The sequence below is a fragment of the Streptomyces sp. NPDC005805 genome (assembly GCF_040630445.1).
Classification (GTDB): domain Bacteria; phylum Actinomycetota; class Actinomycetes; order Streptomycetales; family Streptomycetaceae; genus Streptomyces.
The window spans coordinates 11,022-35,397 of sequence record NZ_JBEXXN010000064.1 but is presented as its reverse complement, the minus strand read 5'-3'; the positions used below and the strand labels follow the sequence as shown (position 1 = coordinate 35,397).

General features: G+C 72.1%; 26 protein-coding genes. 10 read left to right on the top strand and 16 right to left on the bottom strand.

The window, feature by feature from the left end:
• Nucleotides 1–350 precede the first annotated feature (350 nt).
• Nucleotides 351–992, bottom strand: coding sequence for a DNA-3-methyladenine glycosylase (locus tag ABZ457_RS26685; RefSeq protein WP_359162159.1), 642 nt, complete (start codon nucleotides 990–992; stop codon nucleotides 351–353).
• A 92-nt stretch (nucleotides 993–1,084) separates the two neighbouring features.
• Here ABZ457_RS26685 and ABZ457_RS26680 point away from each other — a divergent pair, with 92 nt between their 5' ends.
• The 3 genes from ABZ457_RS26680 to ABZ457_RS26670 all read left to right on the top strand — a co-directional run bounded on the left by ABZ457_RS26680 (nucleotide 1,085) and on the right by ABZ457_RS26670 (nucleotide 3,130).
• The gene (locus ABZ457_RS26680) at nucleotides 1,085–1,867 is read left to right on the top strand and encodes a sporulation protein (RefSeq protein WP_359162156.1); all 783 of its coding nucleotides are present in this window, start codon (nucleotides 1,085–1,087) and stop codon (nucleotides 1,865–1,867) included.
• Between the two features lie 18 nt (nucleotides 1,868–1,885).
• Nucleotides 1,886–2,422: a YbhB/YbcL family Raf kinase inhibitor-like protein gene (locus ABZ457_RS26675; protein ID WP_359162153.1), complete on the top strand. Its 537-nt coding sequence runs from the start codon at nucleotides 1,886–1,888 to the stop codon at nucleotides 2,420–2,422.
• 192 nt (nucleotides 2,423–2,614) lie between these two features.
• On the top strand, nucleotides 2,615–3,130 hold the full coding sequence (locus ABZ457_RS26670) for an HNH endonuclease (protein ID WP_359162150.1): 516 nt from the start codon (nucleotides 2,615–2,617) through the stop codon (nucleotides 3,128–3,130).
• A gap of 48 nt (nucleotides 3,131–3,178) precedes the next feature.
• Here the strand turns inward: ABZ457_RS26670 and ABZ457_RS26665 are convergent, their stop codons facing one another.
• From ABZ457_RS26665 to ABZ457_RS26650, 4 genes are all read right to left on the bottom strand, one after another.
• Nucleotides 3,179–3,952 (bottom strand): sulfite exporter TauE/SafE family protein, encoded by a 774-nt coding sequence (locus ABZ457_RS26665; RefSeq protein ID WP_359162147.1) that lies wholly within the window; start codon nucleotides 3,950–3,952, stop codon nucleotides 3,179–3,181.
• Nucleotides 3,953–4,027: 75 nt separating this feature from the next.
• Nucleotides 4,028–4,981, bottom strand: coding sequence for an SPFH domain-containing protein (locus ABZ457_RS26660; RefSeq protein ID WP_018848521.1), 954 nt, complete (start codon nucleotides 4,979–4,981; stop codon nucleotides 4,028–4,030).
• A 154-nt stretch (nucleotides 4,982–5,135) separates the two neighbouring features.
• Entirely contained in the window at nucleotides 5,136–5,564 is a 429-nt protein-coding gene (locus ABZ457_RS26655) for an NfeD family protein (protein ID WP_359162144.1), read from the bottom strand.
• 134 nt (nucleotides 5,565–5,698) lie between these two features.
• Complete coding sequence (locus tag ABZ457_RS26650) at nucleotides 5,699–6,490, bottom strand: ABC transporter ATP-binding protein (RefSeq protein WP_359162141.1); 792 nt, start codon at nucleotides 6,488–6,490, stop codon at nucleotides 5,699–5,701.
• Nucleotides 6,491–6,694: 204 nt separating this feature from the next.
• On the opposite strand from ABZ457_RS26650, the gene ABZ457_RS26645 reads away from it, so the two are divergent.
• On the top strand, nucleotides 6,695–7,486 hold the full coding sequence (locus tag ABZ457_RS26645; protein WP_359162138.1) for a hypothetical protein: 792 nt from the start codon (nucleotides 6,695–6,697) through the stop codon (nucleotides 7,484–7,486).
• A gap of 78 nt (nucleotides 7,487–7,564) precedes the next feature.
• Here ABZ457_RS26645 and ABZ457_RS26640 read toward each other — a convergent pair whose 3' ends face one another.
• From ABZ457_RS26640 to ABZ457_RS26630, 3 genes are all read right to left on the bottom strand, one after another.
• The gene (locus ABZ457_RS26640; protein WP_359162170.1) at nucleotides 7,565–7,816 is read right to left on the bottom strand and encodes a chaplin; all 252 of its coding nucleotides are present in this window, start codon (nucleotides 7,814–7,816) and stop codon (nucleotides 7,565–7,567) included.
• Between the two features lie 186 nt (nucleotides 7,817–8,002).
• The gene (locus tag ABZ457_RS26635) at nucleotides 8,003–8,647 is read right to left on the bottom strand and encodes a response regulator transcription factor (protein ID WP_359162135.1); all 645 of its coding nucleotides are present in this window, start codon (nucleotides 8,645–8,647) and stop codon (nucleotides 8,003–8,005) included.
• Entirely contained in the window at nucleotides 8,640–9,785 is a 1,146-nt protein-coding gene (locus ABZ457_RS26630; protein WP_359162132.1) for a GAF domain-containing sensor histidine kinase, read from the bottom strand. The genes ABZ457_RS26635 and ABZ457_RS26630 overlap by 8 nt, the downstream gene beginning before the upstream one ends.
• A 206-nt stretch (nucleotides 9,786–9,991) precedes the next feature.
• On the opposite strand from ABZ457_RS26630, the gene ABZ457_RS26625 reads away from it, so the two are divergent.
• From ABZ457_RS26625 to ABZ457_RS26615, 3 genes are all read left to right on the top strand, one after another.
• Nucleotides 9,992–10,687, top strand: coding sequence for an SDR family oxidoreductase (locus tag ABZ457_RS26625; protein ID WP_359162129.1), 696 nt, complete (start codon nucleotides 9,992–9,994; stop codon nucleotides 10,685–10,687).
• A 5-nt stretch (nucleotides 10,688–10,692) separates the two neighbouring features.
• Nucleotides 10,693–11,790 (top strand): S-adenosylmethionine:tRNA ribosyltransferase-isomerase, encoded by a 1,098-nt coding sequence (locus ABZ457_RS26620; protein ID WP_359162126.1) that lies wholly within the window; start codon nucleotides 10,693–10,695, stop codon nucleotides 11,788–11,790.
• Nucleotides 11,791–12,071: 281 nt separating this feature from the next.
• Nucleotides 12,072–12,794 (top strand): transglycosylase SLT domain-containing protein, encoded by a 723-nt coding sequence (locus ABZ457_RS26615; RefSeq protein WP_359162123.1) that lies wholly within the window; start codon nucleotides 12,072–12,074, stop codon nucleotides 12,792–12,794.
• Nucleotides 12,795–12,940: 146 nt separating this feature from the next.
• On the opposite strand, the gene ABZ457_RS26610 is transcribed toward ABZ457_RS26615, so the two are convergent.
• Nucleotides 12,941–15,487, bottom strand: a complete 2,547-nt coding sequence (locus ABZ457_RS26610; RefSeq protein WP_359162120.1) for an FHA domain-containing protein — start codon at nucleotides 15,485–15,487, stop codon at nucleotides 12,941–12,943.
• A 343-nt stretch (nucleotides 15,488–15,830) separates the two neighbouring features.
• Here ABZ457_RS26610 and serB point away from each other — a divergent pair, with 343 nt between their 5' ends.
• The gene (gene serB / locus ABZ457_RS26605; protein WP_359162117.1) at nucleotides 15,831–17,054 is read left to right on the top strand and encodes a phosphoserine phosphatase SerB; all 1,224 of its coding nucleotides are present in this window, start codon (nucleotides 15,831–15,833) and stop codon (nucleotides 17,052–17,054) included.
• 83 nt (nucleotides 17,055–17,137) lie between these two features.
• On the opposite strand, the gene ABZ457_RS26600 is transcribed toward serB, so the two are convergent.
• The 4 genes from ABZ457_RS26600 to ABZ457_RS26585 all read right to left on the bottom strand — a co-directional run bounded on the left by ABZ457_RS26600 (nucleotide 17,138) and on the right by ABZ457_RS26585 (nucleotide 19,674).
• On the bottom strand, nucleotides 17,138–17,689 hold the full coding sequence (locus tag ABZ457_RS26600; protein WP_359162114.1) for a histidine phosphatase family protein: 552 nt from the start codon (nucleotides 17,687–17,689) through the stop codon (nucleotides 17,138–17,140).
• Nucleotides 17,690–17,760: 71 nt separating this feature from the next.
• Complete coding sequence (locus ABZ457_RS26595) at nucleotides 17,761–17,973, bottom strand: hypothetical protein (protein ID WP_359162111.1); 213 nt, start codon at nucleotides 17,971–17,973, stop codon at nucleotides 17,761–17,763.
• Nucleotides 17,974–18,158: 185 nt separating this feature from the next.
• Complete coding sequence (locus ABZ457_RS26590; RefSeq protein ID WP_359162108.1) at nucleotides 18,159–18,272, bottom strand: SGM_5486 family transporter-associated protein; 114 nt, start codon at nucleotides 18,270–18,272, stop codon at nucleotides 18,159–18,161.
• 4 nt (nucleotides 18,273–18,276) lie between these two features.
• On the bottom strand, nucleotides 18,277–19,674 hold the full coding sequence (locus tag ABZ457_RS26585; RefSeq protein ID WP_359162105.1) for an MFS transporter: 1,398 nt from the start codon (nucleotides 19,672–19,674) through the stop codon (nucleotides 18,277–18,279).
• Between the two features lie 79 nt (nucleotides 19,675–19,753).
• Between ABZ457_RS26585 and ABZ457_RS26580 the strand changes: the two genes are divergently transcribed.
• Nucleotides 19,754–20,440, top strand: coding sequence for a FadR/GntR family transcriptional regulator (locus ABZ457_RS26580; protein WP_359162102.1), 687 nt, complete (start codon nucleotides 19,754–19,756; stop codon nucleotides 20,438–20,440).
• Here the strand turns inward: ABZ457_RS26580 and ABZ457_RS26575 are convergent.
• The 3 genes from ABZ457_RS26575 to fabG form a co-directional block, all read right to left on the bottom strand.
• On the bottom strand, nucleotides 20,403–20,783 hold the full coding sequence (locus ABZ457_RS26575; protein WP_359162100.1) for a hypothetical protein: 381 nt from the start codon (nucleotides 20,781–20,783) through the stop codon (nucleotides 20,403–20,405). The two genes, ABZ457_RS26580 and ABZ457_RS26575, sit on opposite strands and share 38 nt — an antisense overlap.
• Before the next feature lie 180 nt (nucleotides 20,784–20,963).
• Complete coding sequence (gene fabI / locus ABZ457_RS26570) at nucleotides 20,964–21,731, bottom strand: enoyl-ACP reductase FabI (RefSeq protein WP_359162097.1); 768 nt, start codon at nucleotides 21,729–21,731, stop codon at nucleotides 20,964–20,966.
• A gap of 4 nt (nucleotides 21,732–21,735) precedes the next feature.
• On the bottom strand, nucleotides 21,736–22,455 hold the full coding sequence (gene fabG, locus ABZ457_RS26565) for a 3-oxoacyl-[acyl-carrier-protein] reductase (RefSeq protein WP_359162094.1): 720 nt from the start codon (nucleotides 22,453–22,455) through the stop codon (nucleotides 21,736–21,738).
• A 212-nt stretch (nucleotides 22,456–22,667) separates the two neighbouring features.
• Between fabG and ABZ457_RS26560 the strand changes: the two genes are divergently transcribed.
• A complete protein-coding gene (locus ABZ457_RS26560) occupies nucleotides 22,668–24,191 on the top strand; it encodes a TldD/PmbA family protein (RefSeq protein WP_359162091.1) in 1,524 nt (507 codons plus the stop codon).
• Nucleotides 24,192–24,376 lie beyond the last annotated feature (185 nt).

Genomic DNA, 24,376 nt, shown 5'->3' with positions numbered 1-24,376 from the left:
AGGAACGGACGCTTCCTTCGTACTCACCCCCAGAACTTCTGCGGGCTTTCCTCCGGGCGCTTCCCTTCGGTCTTGCGTTTCCGACTCTATCAGACTCTTTCGTGTCCGATTCCCGGTCGGCGGGAATGCTTCAAAGGACTCGCTTTCGCGTTTTCCCTTTCGGCGTGGTCACTACGTTAGCCGATTTCCCGGGCGACTCATAATCGAGTCATTCGGACTGTATTTCGGCATGCCGAAACAGGACCCGTCCGGGCTTCGTCGTGTAGTAGTGGATGGCCGCTCCGGGGCTGCCGATCAGCAGCGTCCCGTTCAAACGGCTCGGATTACATTAGGTGTCCGGCCGGGGCGAGTCAAGTCCGGCGCCGGCGCGGGACGTGGGCCCGGTAGGGGCTCACCGTCGGGTCGCCGTCGATCCAGAAGCGCCAGGGGTGGTAGGCGCCTTCGCCCCCGACGCCGGTCCGCGGTCCGTTGCGTACCTGGTCGGCCGCGGGGCGGCGGCCGGGGAGAAGGGTGAGCGGGGCGTCCCCGCCGAGGCAGAGGTCCGTGCCGTTGAGGCCCCGGTCGACGTTCAGGGCGGTCGCGAGGCGGGCCGGACCTTTGGCCAGCTCTCTGTCGTTCCGGGCCGAAACCCGTCGGCTGCGGGCGAGTTCCGCACCGCCGCGGATCTCGCCTGCGCGCATCAGGACCCCGCTCGCGTGGCCCGGCGGACCGCACACCACATTGAGGCAGTGCCACATCCCGTAGGTGAAGTACACATACGCGTGACCCGGCGGGCCGAACATGACCTCGTTCCGGGCGGTGCGGCCCCGGTAGGCGTGCGACCCCGGGTCGGCCTCGCCCGCGTACGCCTCCACCTCGGTGAGGCGCAGGGTGATCGGACCGGCGTCGGTGGTGCGTACGAGGACCGCGCCCAGGAGTTCCGGGGCGACTTCCAGGACGGGCCGGTCGAAGAAGGAGCGGGTGAGCGGCGTACGGTCGGTGGTCTCGGTCACCGCATCGAGGCTACCGGGAACCGACCACGGCCCCGTCGGCGTAATCGCTACCGATACCGGCGGGACCGACAAGATCGATCTAGGAGTGGGACATGGGCTTCAAGAAGCTGCTCGCGAGCCTGGGCGCCGGCGGCGCGTCCGTGGAGACGGTGCTGTCCGAGGAGAACGTCGTCCCGGGCGGCGTGGTGCAGGGTGAGGTCCGTATCCAGGGCGGGTCCGTCGAGCAGCAGATCGAGGGGCTGTCGGTCGGGCTCCAGGCCAAGGTCGAGGTCGAGGGCGGCGACCAGGAGGTCAAGCAGAACATCGAGTTCACCAAGCTGCGGCTCGGGGGCGCGTTCGAGGTGAAGGCCGGTGCGGTGCACGTCGTGCCGTTCGGGCTGGAGATCCCGTGGGAGACGCCGGTCACCGCGATCGACGGACAGATCCTGCGCGGCATGCACATCGGTGTGACCACGGAGCTGGAGATCGCGCGGGCCGTGGACTCGGGTGACCTGGACCCGATCAATGTGCACCCGCTGCCCTCGCAGAAGGCGCTCCTCGACGCGTTCATCCAGCTGGGCTTCCGCTTCAAGAGCGCCGACATGGAGCGCGGCCACATCCGCGGGACGCGTCAGCGGCTGCCGTTCTACCAGGAGATCGAGTTCTACGCGCCGCAGCAGTACCGGGGTCTGAACGAGGTCGAGCTGACGTTCGTCGCGGACGACCGCGAGATGGACGTGATCCTGGAGATGGACAAGAAGCCGGGTCTGTTCACCGAGGGCAGCGACTCGTACAAGGCGTTCACGGTGGGTCACCACGACTTCGCCGGCACCGACTGGGCAGGATTCCTGAACCAGTGGCTCGCCGACGTCGGCGGCCGCCGCAACTGGTTCTAGAACCCGGAGGTTTTCGACGTGGCCGATCAGCAGCGGGCGCCCCTTCCGCACGACTTCCACCCGCCGGTGCACGAGTTCACCGTGGTGAGCGACGACATCGAGCACGGGGCCGAGCTGGCGGACGCCCAGGTCCAGGCCGCGGGCAACACCTCGCCGCACCTGCGCTGGGAGGGGTTCCCCGAGGGGACCAAGAGCTTCGCCGTGACGTGCTTCGACCCCGACGCGCCGACGGGCAGCGGGTTCTGGCACTGGGTGCTGTTCGACATCCCGGTGTCGGTGACCGAGCTGCCCGCGGGCGCGGGCGGCGGGAAGTTCGAGGGGCTGCCCGAGGGGGCGCTGCATGTCCGCAACGACTACGGGTCGAAGGACTTCGGGGGTGCCGCTCCCCCGGCGGGTGAGCGGCACCGCTATGTGTTCACGGTCTACGCGGTGGACAGCGAGAAGCTGGGCCCGGACGAGGACGCCTCGCCGGCCGTCGTCGGCTTCAATCTGCGTTTCCACACGCTCGGCCGGGCGCATCTGGTCGGCGAGTACGAGGAGCCCGCCGCGGGCTGATTGTTCGTTTTTCGTTTGCCCTGCCCTGGTCCTGGAGAGATCAGGGCAGGGCAGTTTTTTTGTTGCCGGGGCCGGGGTTCGCTCCCCCGGCCGGCACGGATATTGCGTTGTCCATCTCGGCGCGCCCGGCCAGAGTTGATGCGAGCCCGAGCCCGTCGACTGGGCCGGGCCGGTGAACGGGAGGTGGGCAGGATGCGGGACACGCTGGTGCTGAACGCGAGCTTCGAGCCGCTGTCGACGGTGACGCTGAACCGTGCGGTGGTGCTGGTGCTCCAGGACAAGGCCGTCGTCGAGCAGGCGCACCCCGGTCTGCGTGTCCGTGCCGCCGCCTTCGATCTGCCGGTGCCGCGGGTGATCAGGCTCTCCCGGTACGTACGGGTGCCGTTCCGAAGACAGGCCCCGTGGTCGAGGAGGGGTGTCCTGGTCCGGGACCAGCACCGGTGCGCCTACTGCGGTGGGCGCGCCACCACGGTGGACCACGTGGTGCCGAAGTCGCGCGGTGGTGCGGACTCCTGGCTGAACACGGTGGCCTCCTGTGCCGAGGACAACCACAGGAAGGCGGACCGGACGCCGGAGCAGGCGGGGATGCCGCTGCTGCGGGAGCCGTTCGAGCCGTCGCCGGCGCAGGCGATGCTGCTCGGGCTGCGGGCCGGTGAGCGGGAGGCGCTGCCGGACTGGCTGATGACGGCACAGGCCACCGCCGCCTGAGCAGCGCAGGCCGCCGCCGTCTGAGACCCTGTCCGGCCGGCCGGGGGCTCAGCGCAGCAGCAGCTGGACGATCGCGGAGACGCCGACGACCACGATGAAGACGCGCAGGGCCGTCGGCGGCAGCCGCCGTCCGACCTTCGCGCCGATCTGCCCGCCGATGGCGGAGCCGACGGCGATGAGGAGGACGGCGGTCCAGTCGAAGTCGGCGACGAAGAGGAAGAACAGCGCTGCGATGCTGTTCACGATGGCGGCGAGGACGTTCTTGACGGCGTTGAGGCGCTGGAGGGTGTCGTCCAGCAGGGTGCCCATCAGGGAGAGGTAGATGATCCCCTGGGCGGCGGTGAAGTAGCCGCCGTAGACGCTGGCCAGGAGGAGTCCGCCGAAGAGGACGGGCCCGCCGTCGCCGCGGGCGGTGGTCCCCCGGCGCTCCCGTCGCCGCTGGACGGCGGCCGAGATGCGCGGCTGGAGGACGACGAGGACGAGGGCCAGCGCCACCAGGACGGGGACGATGGTCTCGAACGCGGTCTCGGGGAGCAGCAGGAGCAGTATGGCGCCGCTCAGCCCGCCGATCGCGGCGGCGACGCCGAGGCGCAGCACGAGGCGGCGCTGGCCCTTGAGTTCGGCCCGGTAGCCGATGGCTCCGCTGAGGGAGCCGGGGATGAGGCCGAGGGCGTTGGAGACGGTGGCCGTGACCGGCGGGAGGCCGGTGGCGAGCAGGACCGGGAAGGTGATCAGGGTCCCGGAGCCGACGATGGTGTTGATCGTGCCGGCGCCCATGCCCGCGGCGAAGACCGCGAGTGACTCCCAGGGGGACAAAGCCATCTCCTCGTGCTCGGTGACGCCTCCCCGCCGTGAAGGTCGAGGGGCGTCACCGATCATGCATGACGGCCGTACCGGTCAGTCGATGGGGGGCTGCTCCCGGCGCTCGGTGCCGCCGGTCTGCTTGGGGACGCTGTTGCCGCCGCCCATGCCGGCCATCGGGTTGAAGTTGCCCATGGCTCCGCTGAGGCCCTTGAGGGCGTCGCCGATCTCGCTGGGGACGATCCAGAGCTTGTTGGCGTCGCCCTCGGCGATCTTGGGGAGCATCTGGAGGTACTGGTAGGCCAGCAGCTTCTGGTCGGCGTCTCCGGCGTGGATGGACTCGAAGACGGTCCTGATGGCCTGGGCCTCGCCCTCGGCCTTGAGGGCGGCGGCCTTGGCCTCGCCCTCGGCGCGCAGGATGGCGGACTGCTTCTCGCCCTCGGCGGTGAGGATCTGGGACTGGCGGATGCCCTCGGCGGTGAGGATCGCGGCGCGCTTGTCGCGGTCGGCGCGCATCTGCTTCTCCATCGAGTCCTGGATGGAGGTGGGCGGTTCGATCGCCTTGAGCTCGACGCGGTTGACGCGGATGCCCCACTTGCCGGTGGCCTCGTCGAGGACGCCGCGCAGGGCCGCGTTGATCTCCTCGCGGGAGGTGAGGGTCCGCTCCAGGTCCATGCCGCCGATGATGTTGCGCAGGGTGGTGACGGTGAGCTGCTCGATGGCCTGGATGTAGCTGGCGACCTCGTAGGTGGCGGCGCGGGCGTCGGTCACCTGGTAGTAGATGACGGTGTCGATGTTGACGACGAGGTTGTCCTGGGTGATCACCGGCTGCGGCGGGAAGGGGACGACCTGTTCGCGGAGGTCGATGCGGTTGCGGATCGAGTCGATGAACGGCACGACGATGTTGAGGCCCGCGTTGAGGGTGCGGGTGTAGCGGCCGAAGCGTTCGACGATGGCGGCGCTGGCCTGCGGGATGACCTGGATCGTCTTGATCAGGGCGATGAAGACCAGCACCACCAGAATGATCAGGACGATGATGATGGGTTGCATCGCGTTCCCTGTGCCCTTCGCTGCGGATGTCCTCGGTGGACCGGGCCGGGGGCCGGTCGATGATCAGTTTCCCAGAACTGGGGCCGTGGTGCGGGCCGTTCGGCGTCTTCGGCCGTGGCGGGGGTCCGGTGCGGGTCTCCGGCCGGCGCGGGCCTCACATGACAAGGGCGGTGGCGCCGTCGATCTCGACGACGTCGACCTGGTGGCCGACCTCGAAGGCGGCGGTGTCGTCGTAGGCGCGGGCGGACCAGATCTCGCCGGCGAGCTTGATGCGCCCGCCCCGGCCGTCGACGCGTTCGACGACCACGGCCTGACGGCCCCTCAGGGCGTCGACCCCGCTGGCGAATCCGGGTTTCTGCGCGCGCTGGCGGGCGGCGAGGGGGCGGACGACGGCGATGAGCGCCACCGAGACCCCCACGAAGACGAGTACCTGCGCCACCACTCCGCCGCCGAGGGCGGCGGTGACGGCTCCGGCGACCGCTCCCGCCGAGAACATGCCGAATTCGGGCATCGCGGTGAGCACCAGCGGAATGCCCAGTGCGACCGCGCCGATCAGCCACCACACCCATGCGTCGATGTCCACGCCGCCCATGGTAGGTCCGCCGGTCGCGCTCGGGACAGGGGGCGTGGCGGACCGGCGTCCCGCGCTCCGGGGCGCGGTGGGCTCGCAACGGGCGTACGGCGGTCGGGTGTTCGGCCGCCGGGTGCCGGCGGCGGTCAGCCGAGGGGCAGGCCCTGGGCGCTCCAGCGCTCGCCGGTGCGCTCGACGACGAGCGGCAGTCCGAAGCAGAGGGAGAGGTTGCGGGAGGTCAGCTCGGTCTCCATGGGGCCGGCCGCGAGGATCTTGCCCTGACGGATCATCAGGACGTGGGTGAAGCCGGGGGCGATCTCCTCGACGTGGTGGGTCACCATGATCATGGAGGGGGCGTACGGGTCGCGGGCGAGGCGGCCGAGGCGGCGGACCAGGTCCTCGCGGCCGCCGAGGTCGAGTCCGGCGGCGGGCTCGTCGAGGAGGAGGAGTTCGGGGTCGGTCATCATCGCGCGGGCGATGAGGGTGCGCTTGCGCTCGCCCTCGGAGAGGGTGCCGAAGCGCCGGTCGAGGTACTCGGTCATGCCGAGGCGGTCGAGGAAGGCGCGGGCGCGCTGCTCGTCGACCTCGTCGTAGTCCTCGTGCCAGGTGGCGGTCATGCCGTAGGCGGCGGTGAGGACGGTCTGCAGGACGGTCTGGCCCTTGGGGAGCTTGTCGGCCATGGCGACGCCGGCCATGCCGATGCGGGGGCGCAGTTCGAAGACGTCGACGCCGCCGAGGCGCTCACCGAGGATGCGGGCGGTGCCGGAGGTCGGGAAGAGGTAGCTGGAGGCGAGGTTGAGCAGGGTGGTCTTGCCGGCGCCGTTGGGGCCGAGGATGACCCAGCGCTCGCCCTCCTTGACCGACCAGGAGACGTCGTCCACCAGAGCGCGTCCGTCGCGGACCACGGATACGTCCACCAGCTCCAGTACATCGCTCATGAGCGCGTTGTCTCCCCATGCGTCGTCTGCGTCGTCTGCGTCCTCGCGGTGCCGCGAGATGTTACGAGGTGTTGCCGGGTGCTGCGGGCGGCGGTGCTCGTACGGGACACCGGCAGGCTCAGCGCCCAGGGGAAAACCTACGCCACCCGCCGCGCGGCCCGGTGCCCGGTCCCCGGGCTCGCGGGAACGCCTACGCTGGTCGCCATGCTGTGGGAACCACGTTCGGGGCGGCTGGCCGCCTGGGGGAACGCCGTACTGGCCGGGCTCGTCGCACCCGACGACGCGGTGGAGGCGATCGTCGGCGACGACGTCCGGCACCGGGTCGAGGGCCTGCCCGGGGAGCCGGGCCGGGTCGGGCTGACGCTGGCGCTGGGGCGGCTGCGCGCGCTGGGGGTCACCGGGTTCCGGGTGGCGCTGCCCGCGCCGGGGCATCCGCTGGGGCTGAGCGGCCCGCCGGAGTTCAACGCCCGGGCCCTGGAGGCCGAGGAGGCCGTCGTCGGGACCGGCGCCGCGTGGGGTCTGGTGCCGGAGGTGCACGAGGCCGGTCCGGACGGGGACGTGCACACCGAGGTCGTGTGGCACTGCCTGCCGGTGCGCGAGGGGCCGCCCGCGGACGTGCCCTCCCTCGGTGAGGCGGAACGGGAGCTGGCGGAGGCGCTGCGGGAGGCGACGACGGTGCTGACGCGGCTGGACGTCGCCGGGTCCGGGCCAGTGGCCGAGGCGGCGGTGGACGCCTACCGGGCGCGGGCGGAGCGGGGTGCGGCGGAGCGGCTGGCGCCCGGGTATCCGCCGCGGTCGGTGCGGGTGCTGGAGCTGGCGCAGCGGGTCGGGCTGCTGATCTCGGTGGCGTATGAGAACGGGCACGGCGGGGCGGTCAGCGCCTCGCAGATGGCGGCGCGGGCGGAGGCGCTGCGTCCGGTGGAGCGGGTGGCCCGGCGTGCGCGGGTGGCCGCGTACAACGCGTTCGTGGAGGAGCAGGAGCGCCGGCGGGGCTGAGCGCCAGGTCGGCGACGCACGGGCACGCGCCCGGTCCCGCGTGTGCGGGGCCGGGCGCGTGCGTGTGGTGCGGGGGTGTCAGCCGTTGAGGCCGGCGTTGCCGAACGCGGGGTTCAGCAGGCCGATGACGTTGACGGAGTTGCCGACGAGGTTCACCGGGACGTGCACCGGGACCTGGACGAGGTTGCCGGAGGCGACGCCCGGGGACTTCACGGCCTCGCCATGGGCGTGCGCGCCGCCGCCGTTGGTGGCGGAGGCGGCGCCCGCGCTCACGGCCACGAGGCTGCCGGCGATCATGGTGAGGGCCGCGGCCTTCTTGAAGTTCTTCACTGCTGTCATCCTCCTGAGCGTTCGCCGCGGCCGGCCGCCGCGGCTCGCACTGGAGAACGCCGCAGGGCGCAGGGGGGTGCGCCATGTGAGTGACATCCACCCGACAGTATGAATCTCGGATCGGAGCGTGACGTTCCGCACGGATGCTCGTACGGACGCGCGAACCGGGGCCGCAGCCAGGGGGCGTCAGCCGGTCAGCCCGTGCCGCACCGCCCAGAGCGCCGCCTGGGTCCGGTCGGCCAGGTCGAGCTTCATCAGGATGTTCGAGACATGGGTCTTGACCGTCTTCTCCGAGAGGACCAGCGCGCGGGCGATCTCCCGGTTGGAGCGGCCGTCCGCGATCAGGCCGAGGACCTCGCGCTCCCGCTCGGTCAGGCTCGGGCCCCGGCCGGTGCCCGGCCCCGGGGCGTCGTCCGAGAGGAGCGCGCCCGCCACCTCCTGCTGGAGCAGGACATGGCCCGCGTGCACCGAGCGGATGGCACCGGCCAGCGCCTCCGGGTCCACGTCCTTGTAGACATAGCCCGAGGCGCCGGCGCGCAGGGCGGGGACGACGGTGCGCTGCTCGGTGAAGCTGGTGACGATCAGCACCTTCGCCGGGTTCTCCAGCTCGCGCAGCTTGCGCAGGGCCTCGATGCCGTCCATGCCGGGCATCTTGACGTCCATCAGCACGACGTGCGGCTTCAGCTCCTCGGCGCGGGCCACGCCCTCCGCGCCGTCGCCCGCCTCGCCGACGACCTCGATGTCGTCCTGCACCTCCAGGAAGGTGCGCAGCCCGCGCCGGACCACCTGGTGGTCGTCGACCAGCAGCACGCGGATCCTGTCCTCAGCCACCGGGGACCTCCATCTCGATCGTGGTGCCCTTGCCGGGCGCCGATTCCACCGTGAGGCCGCCGCCCACGCCGCCCGCCCGGTCCCGCATGGAGACCAGGCCGAGGTGGCGCCCGGCGCGGCGCACCGCGCTCGGCTCGAAGCCCCTGCCGTCGTCGCTGACCCGCAGGACCGCGCCCTGGCCCCGGCGGGCGAGGCTCACCTCGACCCGCCCGGCCTCCGCGTGCCGCAGGGCGTTGTGCAGGGCCTCCTGGGCGACGCGCAGCAGGGCCTCCTCCTGGGCGGCCGGCAGGGCCCGTATCCCGCAGGTCTCGAAGGTGACGCGGGCGCTGTGGGCCCGGTCCAGGACCTGGATCTGGGTGCGGAGGGTGTTGACCAGCCCGTCCTCGTCGAGGGCGGCCGGGCGCAGTTCGACGACGGCGGCCCGCAGCTCGTCGGCGGCCTCGGCGGCGAGCGCGGCGACCTGCTGGAGCTCCCCCTTGGCGCGGGCCGGGTCGCGGTCGACCAGGGCGGCCGCGGCCTGGGCGGTGAGCCGCAGGGAGAAGAGCTTCTGGCTGACCGCGTCGTGCAGCTCGTGGGCGAGCCGGGAGCGCTCCTCGGCGATGGTCAGCTCGCGGCTGCGCTCGTAGAGCCGGGCGTTGGTGAGGGCGATGGCGGCGTGCTGGGCGAGGATGCCGAGGAGTTCCTCGTCGTCCTCGGTGAAGCCGCAGGTGCCGGCCGGGCGGGGACAGCGCTTGTTGGCGAGGAACAGGGCGCCGATGACGTCCTCGCCGTCCCTGATGGGCAGGCCGAGGAAGTCGGACATGTCGGGGTGGGCGGCGGGCCAGCCCTCGAAGCGGGGGTCCTCGCGCACATCGGCGAGCCGCTCGGTCCTGGCGCCCTGGAGCATCGCGGCGAGGATGCCGTGCTGGCGCGGGAGGGGGCCGATGGCCTTCCACTGCTCGTCGCTGACGCCGTCGACGACGAACTGGGCGAAGCCGCCGTGGTCGTCGGGGACGCCGAGCGCCGCGTACTCCGCGTCCAGCAGCTCCCGGGCGGAGGCCACGATCGTCTTGAGCACGTCGCGCACCTCCAGATGCCTGCTCATGGCGAGGAGCGCGGTGCTCACGGCGGCCAGGCCGGAGCTCGGTCGGTGACTCATGGCCTCACCGTACCGGTGGGTCGTGACGGTCCGTATCGGGCCGGGGACGGCCCCGGCCCGGGTCTCTGGTCGTAGGCCGAAGTGCCCTGGCCGGTGGGGTCCGGCGCACGAGGCGGCCGCCCGGCGGGCGTTCCTACGGTGACGGCAGAGGTGACGGCGGCGGTGATGCCGGTCACCCGGAGACCCGACGGAGAGGGGCGGTTGTCATGCCGGTTGCGGTGATCACAGGGGCGTCGAAGGGGCTGGGCCGGGCGCTGGCCGGGCGGCTCGCGGAGCAGGGCTGGGACCTGGTGCTCGGGGCGCGTACCGAGGAGGTGCTGAAGGAGAGCGCCGCGTCCGCCGGCGCGCACGGGACGCGGGTGGTGGCCGTGGCGGGTGATGTCACGGACCCGGCGCACCGGGCGGAGCTGGTGGCGTCGGCGGGGGCGCTGGGCGGTCTCGATCTGCTGGTGAGCAATGCCAGCGCGCTGGGGGCCCAGCCGCTGGTGCGGCTGGCGGAGCTGCCGCTGGACGGGTTCCGGGCGGCGCTGGAGACCAACGCGGTGGCCGCCCTGGGCCTGGTGCAGGAGGCGCTGCCGCTGCTGCGCCGCTCGCCGTCGGGGGCGGTGCTGGCGGTCAGCTCGGACGCGGCCGTGGAGGCGTACGGGACCTGGGGCGGCTACGGGGCGTCGAAGGCGGCGCTGGACCTGCTGGCGGGGGTGCTGGCGGTGGAGGAGCCGGGGCTGCGGGTGTGGAGCGTGGACCCGGGGGACATGGCGACGGATCTGTACGCGGCGGCGGTGCCGGACGACGAGGAGCCGCGGACCTCTCCGGAGGACGTGGCGCCGGACTTCGTGCGGCTGGTCGCGGAGCGCCCGGCGAGCGGCCGGGGCACCGCCCGGGACCTGCTGGGGTCCCGGTGAGGGCGGTGGCGGCGGTCCCGGCGCTGGAGTCCCTGCGGGTGCCGGAGGGCCTGTCGGCCCGGGTGCCGGCGGAGGAGCGGGGCACGGGCCGGGACGATGTGCGGCTGCTGGTCTCGCGGGGCGCGCGGGTGACGCACCACGCCTTCCGGGACCTGGGCGGGCTGCTGCGGGCGGGGGACGTGCTGGTGGTGAACACCTCCCCCACCCTGGCCGCCGCGGTCGACGGGCGGATCGGCGCGGAGCCGGTGGTGGTGCACTTCTCGACGCGCCGGGACGGCGGGCGGCAGTGGGCGGTGGAACTGCGCGCGCCGGACGGTTCGGGGACCACGGGGCCGCGCCCGGGCGGGCCGCCGGGTCTGGTGGTGCGGCTGCGGGGCGGTGCGCGGCTGGTCCTTGAGGAGCCGCTGGCGCCGGGGGCGGACCGGCTGTGGTGGGCCTCGGTGTCGGTCCCGGTGCCGGGGCTGCTGGCGCGGTACGGGCGGCCGATCCGCTACCGGTACACGGCCCGGGACCAGCCGCTCGCCGCGTACCAGACGGTGTTCGCGCTGCCGTCCCCGGACGGCGCGGGGTCGGCGGAGATGCCGAGCGCGGCGCGTCCGTTCACGGCGCCGCTGGTGGCGGAGCTGGTGAGCCGGGGGGTGCAGTTCGCGCCGGTGGTGCTGCACACGGGGGTGGCGTCGGCGGAGGCGCACGAGCCGCCGTACCCGGAGCCGTTCGCGGTGCCGGCGGCGACGGCGCGGCTGGTGAACGCGGCCCGGGCGGGCGGCGGGCGGGTGGTCGCGGTGGGGACGACGGCGGTGCGGGCGCTGGAGTCGGCGGCGGGGCCCTCGGGGGTGGTGGCGCCCGCCTCGGGGTGGACGGACCTGGTGGTCACGCCGCGGCGGGGGGTGCGGGTGGTGGACGGGCTGCTGACCGGGCTGCACGAGCCGGAGGCGTCCCATCTGCTGATGCTGGGGGCCGTCGCGGGGAAGGGCGGGCAGGACGGGGAAGGGGCGCTGGCCTCGGCGTACGCCGAGGCGCTGAGGCTGCGCTACCTCTGGCACGAGTTCGGGGACACGCATCTCCTCCTTCCGGAGGAGGGCACTCACGGTGCGGGTTGCTGATGCAACAGACGGTGAGACGGAGGGGTGTCCCGTGTGAGCCCGGGCATAGGGCGTGGGTCACTTACGAACCGCCCTAGTGGATATATAAGGGGCATGTGAGCACGGACAGCACGGGTGAAACGGACGTATGGGGCAACGGTGGTCCACTACCACGGATAGTACGTCACACCTTTGCCACGGGATTTTGCTGCCGCTAAGAATTGCCGACGTCGCTTCCACGAACAGCGCAGAGCCGAACCGGCCCTGGAGCGACTCCCCGCTATTCGAAGAGGTACATCTGTATGTCCGCGTTCAACACTTCCGCTCTCCGTCGTCTCCGATCGCGCAAGGCCGCGGTCGCCGGTGTCGCCGTCGCCGCCTCCGCCGCCGTGGCGCTCTCCCTCGCGCCGGGCGACGCCGAGGCCGGCACGACCGCCGAGGTCGCGGCCGCCCCGGCGGCCTGGAAGGCCAACCCCGAGCAGGCCGCGAAGGTGCAGGAGAGCATCGCCACGCAGCAGACGTCCTTCGAGGCCCAGTTCAAGGCCGCGCAGGCGAAGAAGAAGGCCGAGGCGGAGGCCGCGAAGAAGGCCGCCGAGGCGAAGAAGAAGGCTGCCGCCAAGGCCGCCGCGGAGAAGCGCGCCAAGGAGAAGGCGGCCGCCGACCGGTCCGCCCGCGCCGCCGCGAAGCCCGCCAAGGTGACCTACCCGAACAACCTGGACGGCTGGATCCGCGAGGCCCTGTCCATCATGAAGAAGCACGACATCCCCGGCTCGTACGAGGGCATCCACCGCAACATCATGCGTGAGTCCAGCGGCAACCCGCGTGCGATCAACAACTGGGACATCAACGCCATCAACGGCGTCCCGTCGAAGGGCCTGCTCCAGGTCATCAAGCCCACCTTCGACGCCTACCACGTCCCGGGCACCAAGAAGGACCAGTACGACCCGGTCGCCAACATCGTCGCCGCCTGCAACTACGCGGCCGACCGCTACGGCTCCATGGACAACGTCAACAGCGCCTACTGAGCCTGCGCAGACCTGCCACCGAGCAGCACCCGCGCCCCCGCGACGGAGCGGAGCGCGCGCCACGACATACGCCGAAGGGCGCACCCCGATGCGGGGGTGCGCCCTTCGGGCGTCGCGTGGTGCCTGCGGGCCGGGGCCCGCGGGGGTCACTTGCGCATGACCTCCGGCTCGTGGCGGCGCAGGAAGCGCGCCACCAGGAAGGCGCAGAGCGCGCCGAGCGCCAGCAGGGCGCCCATGTCGAGCATCCAGGCCCCGGCGTCGTGGTCCCAGAGCGGGTCGGTGCTGGTCGGGTCGTCCGTGTTCGGGTTGATCCGGTTGAAGTCCAGCGTGGTGCCGGCCGCGGCCACCGCCCAGCGCGAGGGCATCAGATACGAGAACTCGTTGACGCCGACGGTGCCGTGCAGGATGAAGAGGCAGCCGGTGAAGACGACCTGGACGATCGCGAACATCACCAGCAGCGGCATGGTCTTCTCGGCGGTCTTCACCAGGGCCGAGATGATCAGGCCGAACATCATCGAGGTGAAGCCCAGCGCCATGATCGGCAGGGACAGCTCCAACAGGACCGCGCCGCCGAGGATCAGGCCCTCCTCCGGCAGCTCGCGGGTGGCGAAGCCGATCGCGCCGACCAGGGCCCCCTGGAGGACGGTGATCGCGCCGAGGACGATCACCTTGGACATCAGGTACGCGGAGCGCGACAGGCCGGTGGCCCGTTCCCGCTCGTAGATCACCCGTTCCTTGATCAGCTCGCGGACCGAGTTGGCGGCGCCCGCGAAGCAGGCGCCCACCACCAGGATCAGCAGGACCGTGGTCGCCGTGCCGTTCGGGATGACCCGCCCGGTCTGCTCGTTCACGTTGACCAGCAGGCCCTTGTCGGGGTCGATCACCAGGCTGACCGCGCCGAGGACCGCCGGCAGGATCAGCATCAGGGCCATGAAGCCCTTGTCCGAGGCGATCACGGAGACATAGCGCCGGATCAGGGTGAACAGCTGCGAGCCCCAGCTCTGCGGCTTCGGCGGCCGCATCTGCTGCGCGGAGGGCATGCTCACCGCCTGCGGGGCGACCGCGTCGATGTCCGCCGCGTACATCTGGTAGTGCTGGGAGCCCTTCCAGCGGCCCGCCCAGTCGTAGTCGCGGTAGTTCTCGAAGGCGGAGAAGACATCGGCCCAGGTGCTGTAGCCGAAGAAGTTCAGCGCCTCCTCCGGCGGCCCGAAGTACGCCACCGCGCCGCCCGGCGCCATGACCAGCAGCTTGTCGCAGAGCGCCAGCTCGGCGACCGAGTGCGTGACCACCAGGACCGTACGGCCGTCGTCCGCGAGGCCGCGCAGCAGCTGCATGACGTCGCGGTCCATGCCCGGGTCCAGGCCCGAGGTCGGCTCGTCCAGGAAGATCAGGGAGGGCTTGGTCAGCAGCTCCAGGGCGACCGAGACGCGCTTGCGCTGGCCGCCGGAGAGGGCGGTGACCTTCTTGTCCTTGTGGATGTCGAGCTTCAGCTCGCGCAGCACCTCGCCGATCCGCGCCTCGCGCTCGGCCTCGGTGGTGTCCGCGGGGAAGCGCAGCTTCGCCGCGTACTTCAGCGCCTTACGGACGGTGAGCTCCTTGTGCAGGATGTCGTCCTGCGGGACCAGACCGATGCGCTGGCGCAGCTCGGCGAACTGCTTGTAGAGGCTGCGGTTGTCGTAGAGGACGTCACCCTGGTTGGCGGGCCGGTAGCCGGTGAGCGCCTTGAGCAGGGTGGACTTTCCGGAGCCGGAGGGGCCGATGACGCCGATCAGCGACTTCTCGGGCACGCCGAAGGAGACGTCGCGCAGGATCTGCTTGCCGCCGTCGACGGTCACCGTCAGGTGCCGGGCCGAGAACGAGACCTCGCCGGTGTCGACGAACTCCTCCAGCCGGTCGCCGACCAGCCGGAAGGTGGAGTGGCCGACGCCGACGATGTCGTTCGGGCCGATGAGGACCGTGGAGGACTTGGCGATCGGCTGGCCGTTGACATAGGTGCCGTTGTGCGAACCGAGGTCGCGGATCTCGAAGCGGCCGTCGGGCGTCGCCACGAATTCCGCGTGGTGCCGGGAGACCTGGAGGTCGGAGACGACCAGCTCGTTCTCCAGGGCACGGCCGATGCGCATCACACGCCCGAGGGCGAGCTGGTGGAACGTGGTCGGACTGCGGTCGCCGTGGCCGAAGCCGCCGCCGTGGTGGCCCTGGCCGCCCTGCTGGTGCGGGACCTGCGGCTGCGGGGCCGGCGGCTGCTGCGGCCAGCCCTGCTGCTGGGGCGGCTGCCCGGGGGCGGGGGCACCCGGCCAGCCCTGCTGGGGGGCCTGGTGCGGGGCGGCCTGCGGCGCCTGGGGCGCGGCCTGCTGGGCGGCGGCCTGCTGCGGGGCAGCGGCCTGCGCGCTGTAGGCTCCGGCGGCGGTCAGATTCAGCCGGGGACCGTCGGTGGCGTTGCCCAGATGCACGGCGGAGCCGGCGCCGATCTCCAGCTGCTGAATCCGCTGACCCTGCACATAGGTGCCGTTGGTGCTGCCGTGGTCCTCGATGGCCCAACTGCGGCCGTTCCAGCTGATCGTGGCGTGCCGCCACGAGACTCTGGCGTCGTCGATCACCACATCACCCTGGGGATCGCGGCCCAGGGAGTACGCCCTGGCCGGATCGAGGGTCCAGGTGCTTCCGTTCAATTCCAGTACGAGTTCCGGCACTCCATGCCCCACTAGTTGTCCCCCGAGCTTCCCCCGTCGCCGGGAGTCTAGGGATGGCGAACATCGTGGGGAACTATTTCAGGCCCGGTCCCGTATCCGAAAGTCAGGCCCGGTGAAGACCGCCTTCGTCACGGAGTTGGGACCTTCGTCGCCGGGCGGGGACGCCGGCGGGTGCCGCGAAGGAAGGCTTATCCGGGCGGAACACCGCCGACCGCACCCAACCGGAACGAACACTCTGATTCCTCCCGGAGGTGTTCCTGTCCGGCGGCCTGCCCGCCGGGCCTGTCCGTCAGGCGGGACGGCGGGTCCCGGCCCGGCCCGCGCCGGATACGGTGGGAACACCATGAGTGCAGCGCAGACCCCTCCGGGCACCGACGTCCCCACCCTTCTCGTCAAGATCTTCGGGAAGGACCGCCCCGGTATCACCGCCGGGCTCTTCGACACCCTGGCCGCCTACGCGGTCGACGTGGTCGACATCGAGCAGGTCGTCTCCCGTGGACGCCTCGTCCTGTGCGCCCTCGTCACCGCGCCGCGGGGCGGGGCCTCCGAGGGCGATCTTCGGGCGACCGTGCACAGCTGGGCCGAGTCCCTGAAGCTCCAGGCCGAGATCATCTCGGGCACCGGCGACAACCGGCCGCGCGGCAGCGGCCGTTCCCATGTGACCGTGCTGGGCAACCCGCTGACCGCCGAGTCCACCGCCGCCATAGCGGCCAGGATGAGCGACATGGGCGCCAACATCGACCGGGTGTTCCGGCTGGCGAAGTATCCGGTCACGGCGGTCGAGTTCGCGGTCTCCGGCGTCGAGACGGAGCCGCTGCGCACCGCGCTCGCCCCCCTCGCGCACAGCATCGGGGTGGACGTGGCCGTCGTCTCGGCGGGTCTGCACCGGCGCGCCCAGCGCCTGGTCGTGATGGACGTCGACTCGACCCTGATCCAGGACGAGGTCATCGAGCTGTTCGCGGCCCACGCCGGCTGCGAGGACGAGGTCGCCGCGGTGACCGAGTCGGCGATGCGCGGCGAGCTGGACTTCGAGCAGTCGCTGCACGCCCGGGTGGCCCTCCTCGCCGGCCTGGACGCCTCGGTGGTGGACAAGGTGCGCGCCGAGGTGCGCCTCACCCCCGGCGCGCGGACCCTGATCCGCACGCTCAAGCGGCTGGGCTACCAAGTGGGCGTGGTCTCCGGCGGTTTCACCCAGGTCACCGACGACCTCCAGGAGCGCCTGGGCCTGGACTTCGCCTCGGCCAACACCCTGGAGATCGTCGACGGCAAGCTCACCGGCCGGGTGATCGGCGAGGTGGTGGACCGGGCGGGCAAGGCGCGGCTGCTGCGCCGTTTCGCGGCGGAGGCCGGGGTGCCGCTCTCCCAGACGGTGGCCATCGGCGACGGCGCCAACGACCTGGACATGCTGAACGCGGCGGGCCTGGGCGTCGCCTTCAACGCCAAGCCGGTGGTCCGCGAGGCCGCGCACACGGCGGTGAACGTGCCGTTCCTGGACACCGTGCTGTATCTGCTGGGCGTCACCCGGGAAGAGGTCGAGGCCGCGGACGACGGCACCGAGGAACACTGACGCCCCTCGTACGGCGAAGGGCCCCGGCGCACCTACCAGGTGTGCCGGGGCCCTTCGCCTGTCACAGGCGTGCCCGGGCCGGGTCAGTCGTGCGGGGCCCAGTAGTCGAGCAGCGTGCCGACGCCGTGCTCCAGGGACTTCCACGAGCCGGTGAAGGACACCACGGCGAACGCGGCGGTCGGGAAGCCGGAGCGGGACATCCGGGTGCCCGCGTCGCCCTCCGCGCTGCCGGAGAGGGCGTCGGAGAGCGCGTGCATCCCGGGGTTGTGGCCGATGACGAGCAGATCGGCCACGTCGTCGGGCGTCTCGTTGAGGAGGGCGATCAGTTCGCCGAGCGACGCCTCGTACAGGCGGTCCTCGTAGACGGTCCGCGGGCGCTCGGGCAGTTCGTGGACGGCGAGCTTCCACGTCTCACGCGTCCGCACGGCGGTGGAGCACAGGGCGAGGTCGAAGGGGATGCCGGTCTCGGCGAGCCGGCGTCCGGCTACGGGGGCGTCCATGCGGCCGCGCTCGGCGAGCGGGCGGTCGTGATCGGCGACCTGGGGCCAGTCGGCCTTGGCGTGCCGGAGAAGAACGATCCTGCGGGACTCGGGAGATCCGGGGGCTGCCCCTCCGGATGACACAGCGGCGCTCATGCACCCCAGCTTCGCATGAAACGCGCCATCGGGCGCAGGGTGTTGACGCCTCTCCCTCGAAGGAGGAGGGCTCAGCGGACCAGCATGTCCCGCAGGTGCGCCAGCAGCTCGGGGACCACGGGTGCGCTCCCGGTCGCGTGCGCGTCGCCGGCCCCCGCGATCAGCGCGAGCAGCGCGGCGAAGGCGAGGACGGGCAGCGCGAGCGCCCACCACGGCAACCGCGCGGCGCGGGCCCCGACGGCCGGGGTCTGCGGGTGGGACCGGGTGCGTGTGCGGGCCGGCATCGCCGCCTCCGTGGGTCGGTTCCTGTGTCTACGGAAACCGTACGGATCTTGGGGCCCGGGCCCCATCCGGAGACCCACCCACTCGGCCCTGACCCTGTCCCCCTAGGGGGTAGGGGGAAACCCCTACCGAGACCCGGGGGGCGGGGTCCGCCCCGCCTCGGGCAGGCGAACCGAGCCCTGGGAAATCACGGCGCGGCGATAGTCGCCACGATGGAGATCACCACGCCGATGAGGAGGATGAGGCCGAAGATCCCGAGGAGCTTCTTCTGGCCGTTCTGGGGGTTCGGGTCGAGCACCATGCGCTCAGTGTCGCAGACCCTTCTCGTCCTCGATCGTCCGGTCCCGTCCCGCCAGCGTGCCGACGATCATCTGCGGCACCAGCAGCCCGGCCATCAGCAGCAGCGGCACGGTCCAGCCCCCGCTGTGCTGGTACAGGACGCCGACGAGCAGCGGCCCCGGGATGGAGATCAGGTACCCCGTGGACTGGGCGAAGGCGGAGAGCCGGACCACGCCCGCCCCCGTCCGCGAGCGCATGCCGATCATGGTGAGGGCCAGCGGGAACGCGCAGTTGGAGACGCCGAGCAGCAGCGCCCACGCCCAGGCGCCGGCGGCCGGGGCGAGCAACAGGCCGAGGTAGCCGGTCAGTCCGCAGAGGCCGAGGGCGACGACGATCGGGCCCTGGTTGCGCAGCCGGGTCGCGAGGCGCGGGATGACGAAGGCGAGCGGGACGCCCATGACCATGGTGACGGCCAGCAGGACGCCCGCTGTGGAGGGGGAGACGCCCGCGTCCCGGAAGATCTGCGGCATCCAGCCCATGGTGATGTACGCGCCGGTGGCCTGGAGGCCGAAGAAGCAGCCGAGCGCCCAGGCCGTGGGGCTGCGGGTGATGCGCGGCGCCGGACCGGCGGGCTCCTCCGCGCGGGCCCGGCCGGCGGCGGGCCGCTCCCCCGCCCCGTCCCGGTCGCGGACCAGGGCGAGCCAGGGCAGCACGGCGAGGACGCCGAGGACCGCCCAGACCGCGAGCCCGGTGCGCCAACTCCCGCCCAGGGCCGAGGTGACGGGGACGGTCGCGGCCGCGGCGAGGGAGGTGCCGAGGGCGAGGGCCATCGAGTAGAGGCCGGTCATCGAGCCGACCCGGTCGGGGAAGTACTTCTTCACGATCACCGGCATCAGCACATTGCTGACGGCGATGCCCATGAGGGCCAGGGCGCTCGCGGCGAGGAAGCCCGCGGAGCCGCCCGCGAAGGGCCGGACGGCGAGGCCGAGGGCGATGGCCGCCATGCCCGCGCACACCACGGCGGCGGGGCCGAAGCGGCGGGCGAGCCGGGGCGCGGCGATACCGAAGACGGCGAAGCAGAGCGGGGGCACGGAGGTGAGGAGTCCGGCGACCGTGCCGCTCATGTGCAGGCCGACGCGGGCCTCTTCGAGGAGCGCGCCGAGGCTGGTGATCGCGGGCCGGAGGTTGAGCGCCGCGAGGACGATCCCGACGACCACGAGCCGCACGGCCCACACCGGGACCGCCGGACCCGCCAGGTCCGCCGGACCCGCCGCCGCTCCCCGGCCCGCCGGACCCACCGGCTCCGCCGACCGCACCGGTCCTCCCCGGCCCGCCTCCCGCCCGGGCAGCGGCCCGGCGGGAGAATCGGGGGAGGTACGGGGTGCCGTGTGGGCGGGTCGCAGGGTTCGGGTCTCGTCACGCATGACACCCATCATAGAATCATGGGATGATTGGTTGTCCACCGCCCGTACGACATCCCGCCCCACACGACCAGGAGCAACCATGGCGCTGTCCTCACCTCGGCGTTCCGCGCTCTCCGACCAGGTGATCGCGCAGTTGCGCAACCAGATCACCTCGGGCGAGTGGCCGGTCGGTTCGCGTATCCCGACCGAGCCGGAGCTCGTCGAGCAGCTGGGCGTCGCCCGCAACACCGTCCGCGAGGCGGTGCGCGCGCTGGCGCACAACGGTCTGCTGGACATCCGCCAGGGCTCGGGCACCTATGTGGTGGCGACCAGTGAGCTGGCCGGGGTGATGCAGCGCCGCTTCGCCGGCGCCGACCCGCGCCATGTGGCCGAGCTGCGCTCCACCCTGGAGTCCTCGGGCGCCCGGCTCGCGGCACAGCGGCGTACGGAGAAGGACCTGGCCCAGCTGGACGCGCTGCTGGTGCGGCGCGAGGAGGCGTGGGCGTCCGGTGACGCGGAGCGTTTCGTCGCCGTGGACGCGACCTTCCACCTGGCGGTGGTCGCCGCCTCGCACAACGAGGTGCTCACCGAGCTGTACGCGGACCTGGCGGATCTGCTGCGCGACTGGCTCCGCGACGACGTCGGGCAGGAGCTGCGGCCGGAGCACCACATGGACCACGCGCGGATGGTGGAGGCGATCCGGGCGGGCGACGGGGAGACGGCCGCCGCGGAGGCCGCCGGCTACCCGTTCATGTGCCTGCGTCGGCCGGAACCGGCTGGTGGCTGACCCAGACCGCGCGTATCTCCTTCCAGCACCGCTGGCTCAGCTTTGTGTACCCGGCGGGGAGCAGTTCGACGGGGGTGGTGTCCGCGTCCAGGTCCCACCAGCGGTCGCACTCGACGTGCAGCCGTATGCGGTCGGCGTTGGGGAAGGGGTTGTGGCAGTGCGCGGTGACGCGGGAGCCGTCGACCACGGTCCGGCAGACGGCCTCGTAGACGGGCTCCTTCTTGGGCGGGGGCTGCTGGGGGCCGCCCGCGCCGGGGAGCAGATGGGAGGTGGCGGTGGGGGTCGCCCAGAGGAGTACCGTCGCCGCGGCCAGCACGGTGGCGTTGCGCCAGTTCGTCACCATCGGCAGGACACCCCCTCGGCCGAACTGCGGCGCGTGCGCCGCAAAAGCACCACAAGGAAGATTGCCCCTCCAGCATCACCGCCGCCCCCGGCCGCCGCTCACCCGTAGGGCCGAACGGGGGACGCCCCGCCCTCCGCGCGAGGCGGGGGACGAGGCGTCCGGGAAGTGCGTCGGCGCCGGTCAGGCGCCCATGATGTGCACGCCGCCGTCGACGTGGACGATCTCGCCGGTGGTCTTCGGGAACCAGTCGGAGAGCAGGGCGACCACACCGCGGCCGGTGGGCTCCGGGTCCGCCATGTCCCAGGCGAGCGGGGAGCGGTCGTCCCAGACCTTGGCCAGGTCCGTGAAGCCCGGGATGGACTTGGCGGCCATGGAGCCGATCGGCCCGGCGGAGATCAGGTTGCAGCGCACGCCCTGCTTGCCCAGGTCGCGGGCGAGGTAGCGGCTGGTGGCCTCCAGGGCGGCCTTGGCCGGGCCCATCCAGTCGTACTGCGGCCAGGCGAACTGCGCGTCGAAGGTGAGGCCGACGACGGAGCCGCCCTCCTCCATCAGCGGCAGGCAGGCCATGGTCAGCGACTTCAGCGAGAACGCCGAGACGTGCATCGCCGTGGCGACCGACTCGAAGGGCGTGTTCAGGAAGTTGCCGCCGAGGGCGTCCTGCGGGGCGAAGCCGATGGAGTGCACGACGCCGTCGAGACCGCCGAGCTCGTCGCGCACCAGGCCGGCCAGCCGGTCCAGGTGCTCGTCGTTGGTGACGTCCAGCTCGATGACCTTGGCGGGCTTCGGCAGCTTCTTCGCGATGCGCTCGGTGAGCGTGGGCCGCGGGAACGCCGTGAGGATGACCTCGGCGCCCTGCTCCTGGGCCAGCTTCGCGGTGTGGAAGGCGATGGAGGACTCCATCAGCACACCCGTGACGAGGATGCGCTTGCCGGCGAGGATTCCACTCATGTGATCAGTGACCCATGCCCAATCCGCCGTCAACGGGGATGACGGCTCCAGTGATGTACGAGGCGTCGTCGGAGGCGAGGAACCGCACCGCGGCGGCGATCTCCTCCGGCTGCGCGTAGCGCCCGAGCGGCACCTGCGAGACGATCCCGGCGCGCTGCTCCTCGGTGAGCACCTGGGTCATGTCGGTGTCGACAAAACCGGGGGCGACGACGTTGAAGGTGATGTTGCGCGAGCCCAGCTCGCGGGCGAGGGAGCGCGCGAAGCCGACGAGACCGGCCTTGGAGGCGGCGTAGTTGGCCTGGCCGGCCGAGCCGAGCAGCCCGACGACGGAGGAGATGAGGACGACGCGGCCCTTCTTCGCCCGCAGCATGCCGCGGTTGGCGCGCTTGACCACGCGGAAGGTGCCGGTGAGGTTGGTGTCGAGGACGGACGTGAAGTCCTCCTCGGACATGCGCATCAGCAACTGGTCCTTGGTGATGCCGGCGTTGGCGACCAGCACCTCCACGGGACCGTGCTTCTCCTCGATCTCCTTGTAGGCCTGCTCCACCTGCTCGGCGTCGGTGATGTCGCACCTGACCGCGAGGCAGCCCGCCTCGGTCAGGACCGCCGGGGGCTCCCCCGAGCGGTAGGTGATGGCCACCTTGTCGCCGGCGTCGGCGAACGCGCGGGCGATGGCGAGGCCGATGCCCCGGTTTCCTCCGGTGACGAGAACCGAGCGGCTCAACGGATCACCCTTTCCCTGTTCGGTCTGGTACGCCTTGCAAACTATCGGTACCGGACACCGGACGGGGAATCGGGCCCTGACAGCGCCGTACGGCCACCGCTGTCGGGTCCCTACAGAACCCGGCGGGCCGCTTCCGCGTCGAACCCGCTGGCAACGGCACCCCGCGGCGCGACATGATCGGGGCGTTCCGTCTCGACGACAGGAGACATTCCGTGCCTCATTCCATCGACGCGGCGTTCACCGCGCTGCCGTTGCGCGCGCTGGCCGACGCGGCGCTCGCCCGGGCCCGCGCGCTCGGGGCCGAGCACGCCGACTTCCGCCTGGAGCGCGTGCGCAGCGCCTCGTGGCGGCTGCGCGACGCCAAGCCCTCGGGCTCGTCCGACACCACCGACCTCGGGTACGCGGTGCGGGTGGTGCACGGCGGGGCGTGGGGGTTCGCCTCCGGGGTGGACATGACCATGGACGCGGCGGCCCGGGTGGCCGGGCAGGCGGTCGCGATGGCGAAGCTCTCCGCGCGGGTGATCGCGGCGGCCGGCTCCGACGAGAGGGTGGAGCTGGCCGAGGGGCCGGTGCACGCCGAGAAGACGTGGATCTCCTCGTACGAGGTGAACCCCTTCGAGGTGCCCGACGAGGAGAAGTCCGGGCTGCTGGCCGACTGGAGCGCGCGGCTGCTGCGCGCGGACGGCGTGGCGCATGTGGACGCCTCGCTGCTCACCGTCCAGGAGAACAAGTTCTACGCGGACACCGCCGGCACGGTGACCACCCAGCAGCGGGTGCGGCTGCATCCGCAGCTCACGGCCGTCGCCGTGGACGGCACCTCCGGCGAGTTCGACTCCATGCGCACCATCGCGCCGCCGGTGGGCCGCGGCTGGGAGTACCTGACCGGCACCGGCTGGGACTGGGACGCGGAGCTGGAGGAGATCCCGGGGCTGCTGGCGGAGAAGATGCGCGCGCCGGGCGTCGAGGCGGGCCGCTACGACCTGGTCGTGGACCCGTCGAACCTGTGGCTGACCATCCACGAGTCCATCGGCCACGCCACCGAGCTGGACCGGGCCCTCGGCTACGAGGCGGCGTACGCGGGGACCTCGTTCGCCACCTTCGACCAGCTCGGGAAGCTGGCGTACGGCTCCTCGGTGATGAACGTGACCGGCGACCGCACCGCCGAGCACGGGCTCGCGACCATCGGCTACGACGACGAGGGCGTGGCGGCGCAGAGCTGGGACCTGGTGAAGGACGGCACCCTGGTCGGCTACCAGACCGACCGCCGGATCGCGAAGCTCACGGGCCTGGGGCGTTCCAACGGCTGCGCCTTCGCCGACTCCCCCGGGCACGTCCCGGTGCAGCGGATGGCGAACGTCTCCCTCCAGCCGGACCCGGGCGGGCTGTCCACGGAGGACCTGATCGGGGGCGTGGAGCGCGGGATCTACGTGGTCGGGGACCGGTCCTGGTCGATCGACATGCAGCGCTACAACTTCCAGTTCACCGGGCAGCGCTTCTTCCGCATCGAGAACGGGCGGCTGGCCGGGCAGCTGCGGGACGTGGCGTACCAGGCGACGACCACCGAGTTCTGGGGCTCGATGGAGCAGGTCGGCGGCCCGCAGACCTATGTCCTCGGCGGCGCGTTCAACTGCGGCAAGGCCCAGCCGGGCCAGGTCGCGGCGGTCTCCCACGGCTGCCCCTCCGCCCTCTTCCGGGGCGTCAACATCCTCAACACGACGCAGGAGGCGGGTCGATGAACGAGCGCACGGACCACAGAGCCCCCTGCCGGGGGTCCGGGGGGCGTCCCCCGGGCGAACACAGTCTCAACACGACGCAGGAGGCCGGCCGATGAACGAGCGCACGGACCACAGAGCCCCCTGCCGGGGGTCCGGGGGGCGTCCCCCGGGCGAACACAGTCTCAACACGACGCAGGAGGCCGGCC

Bases quoted from the DNA above. Each gene is read 5' to 3' on its own strand.
- ABZ457_RS26680 (WP_359162156.1), top strand. From the start codon at position 1,085: ATGGGCTTCAAGAAGCTGCTCGCGAGCCTGGGCGCCGGCGGCGCGTCC.
- ABZ457_RS26670 (WP_359162150.1), top strand. From the start codon at position 2,615: ATGCGGGACACGCTGGTGCTGAACGCGAGCTTCGAGCCGCTGTCGACG.
- ABZ457_RS26665 (WP_359162147.1), bottom strand. From the start codon at position 3,952: ATGGCTTTGTCCCCCTGGGAGTCACTCGCGGTCTTCGCCGCGGGCATG.
- ABZ457_RS26660 (WP_018848521.1), bottom strand. From the start codon at position 4,981: ATGCAACCCATCATCATCGTCCTGATCATTCTGGTGGTGCTGGTCTTC.
- ABZ457_RS26650 (WP_359162141.1), bottom strand. From the start codon at position 6,490: ATGAGCGATGTACTGGAGCTGGTGGACGTATCCGTGGTCCGCGACGGA.
- ABZ457_RS26645 (WP_359162138.1), top strand. From the start codon at position 6,695: ATGCTGTGGGAACCACGTTCGGGGCGGCTGGCCGCCTGGGGGAACGCC.
- ABZ457_RS26630 (WP_359162132.1), bottom strand. From the start codon at position 9,785: ATGAGTCACCGACCGAGCTCCGGCCTGGCCGCCGTGAGCACCGCGCTC.
- ABZ457_RS26625 (WP_359162129.1), top strand. From the start codon at position 9,992: ATGCCGGTTGCGGTGATCACAGGGGCGTCGAAGGGGCTGGGCCGGGCG.
- ABZ457_RS26615 (WP_359162123.1), top strand. From the start codon at position 12,072: ATGTCCGCGTTCAACACTTCCGCTCTCCGTCGTCTCCGATCGCGCAAG.
- serB (WP_359162117.1), top strand. From the start codon at position 15,831: ATGAGTGCAGCGCAGACCCCTCCGGGCACCGACGTCCCCACCCTTCTC.
- ABZ457_RS26600 (WP_359162114.1), bottom strand. From the start codon at position 17,689: ATGAGCGCCGCTGTGTCATCCGGAGGGGCAGCCCCCGGATCTCCCGAG.
- ABZ457_RS26595 (WP_359162111.1), bottom strand. From the start codon at position 17,973: ATGCCGGCCCGCACACGCACCCGGTCCCACCCGCAGACCCCGGCCGTC.
- ABZ457_RS26590 (WP_359162108.1), bottom strand. From the start codon at position 18,272: ATGGTGCTCGACCCGAACCCCCAGAACGGCCAGAAGAAGCTCCTCGGG.
- ABZ457_RS26585 (WP_359162105.1), bottom strand. From the start codon at position 19,674: ATGCGTGACGAGACCCGAACCCTGCGACCCGCCCACACGGCACCCCGT.
- ABZ457_RS26580 (WP_359162102.1), top strand. From the start codon at position 19,754: ATGGCGCTGTCCTCACCTCGGCGTTCCGCGCTCTCCGACCAGGTGATC.
- ABZ457_RS26575 (WP_359162100.1), bottom strand. From the start codon at position 20,783: ATGGTGACGAACTGGCGCAACGCCACCGTGCTGGCCGCGGCGACGGTA.
- fabI (WP_359162097.1), bottom strand. From the start codon at position 21,731: ATGAGTGGAATCCTCGCCGGCAAGCGCATCCTCGTCACGGGTGTGCTG.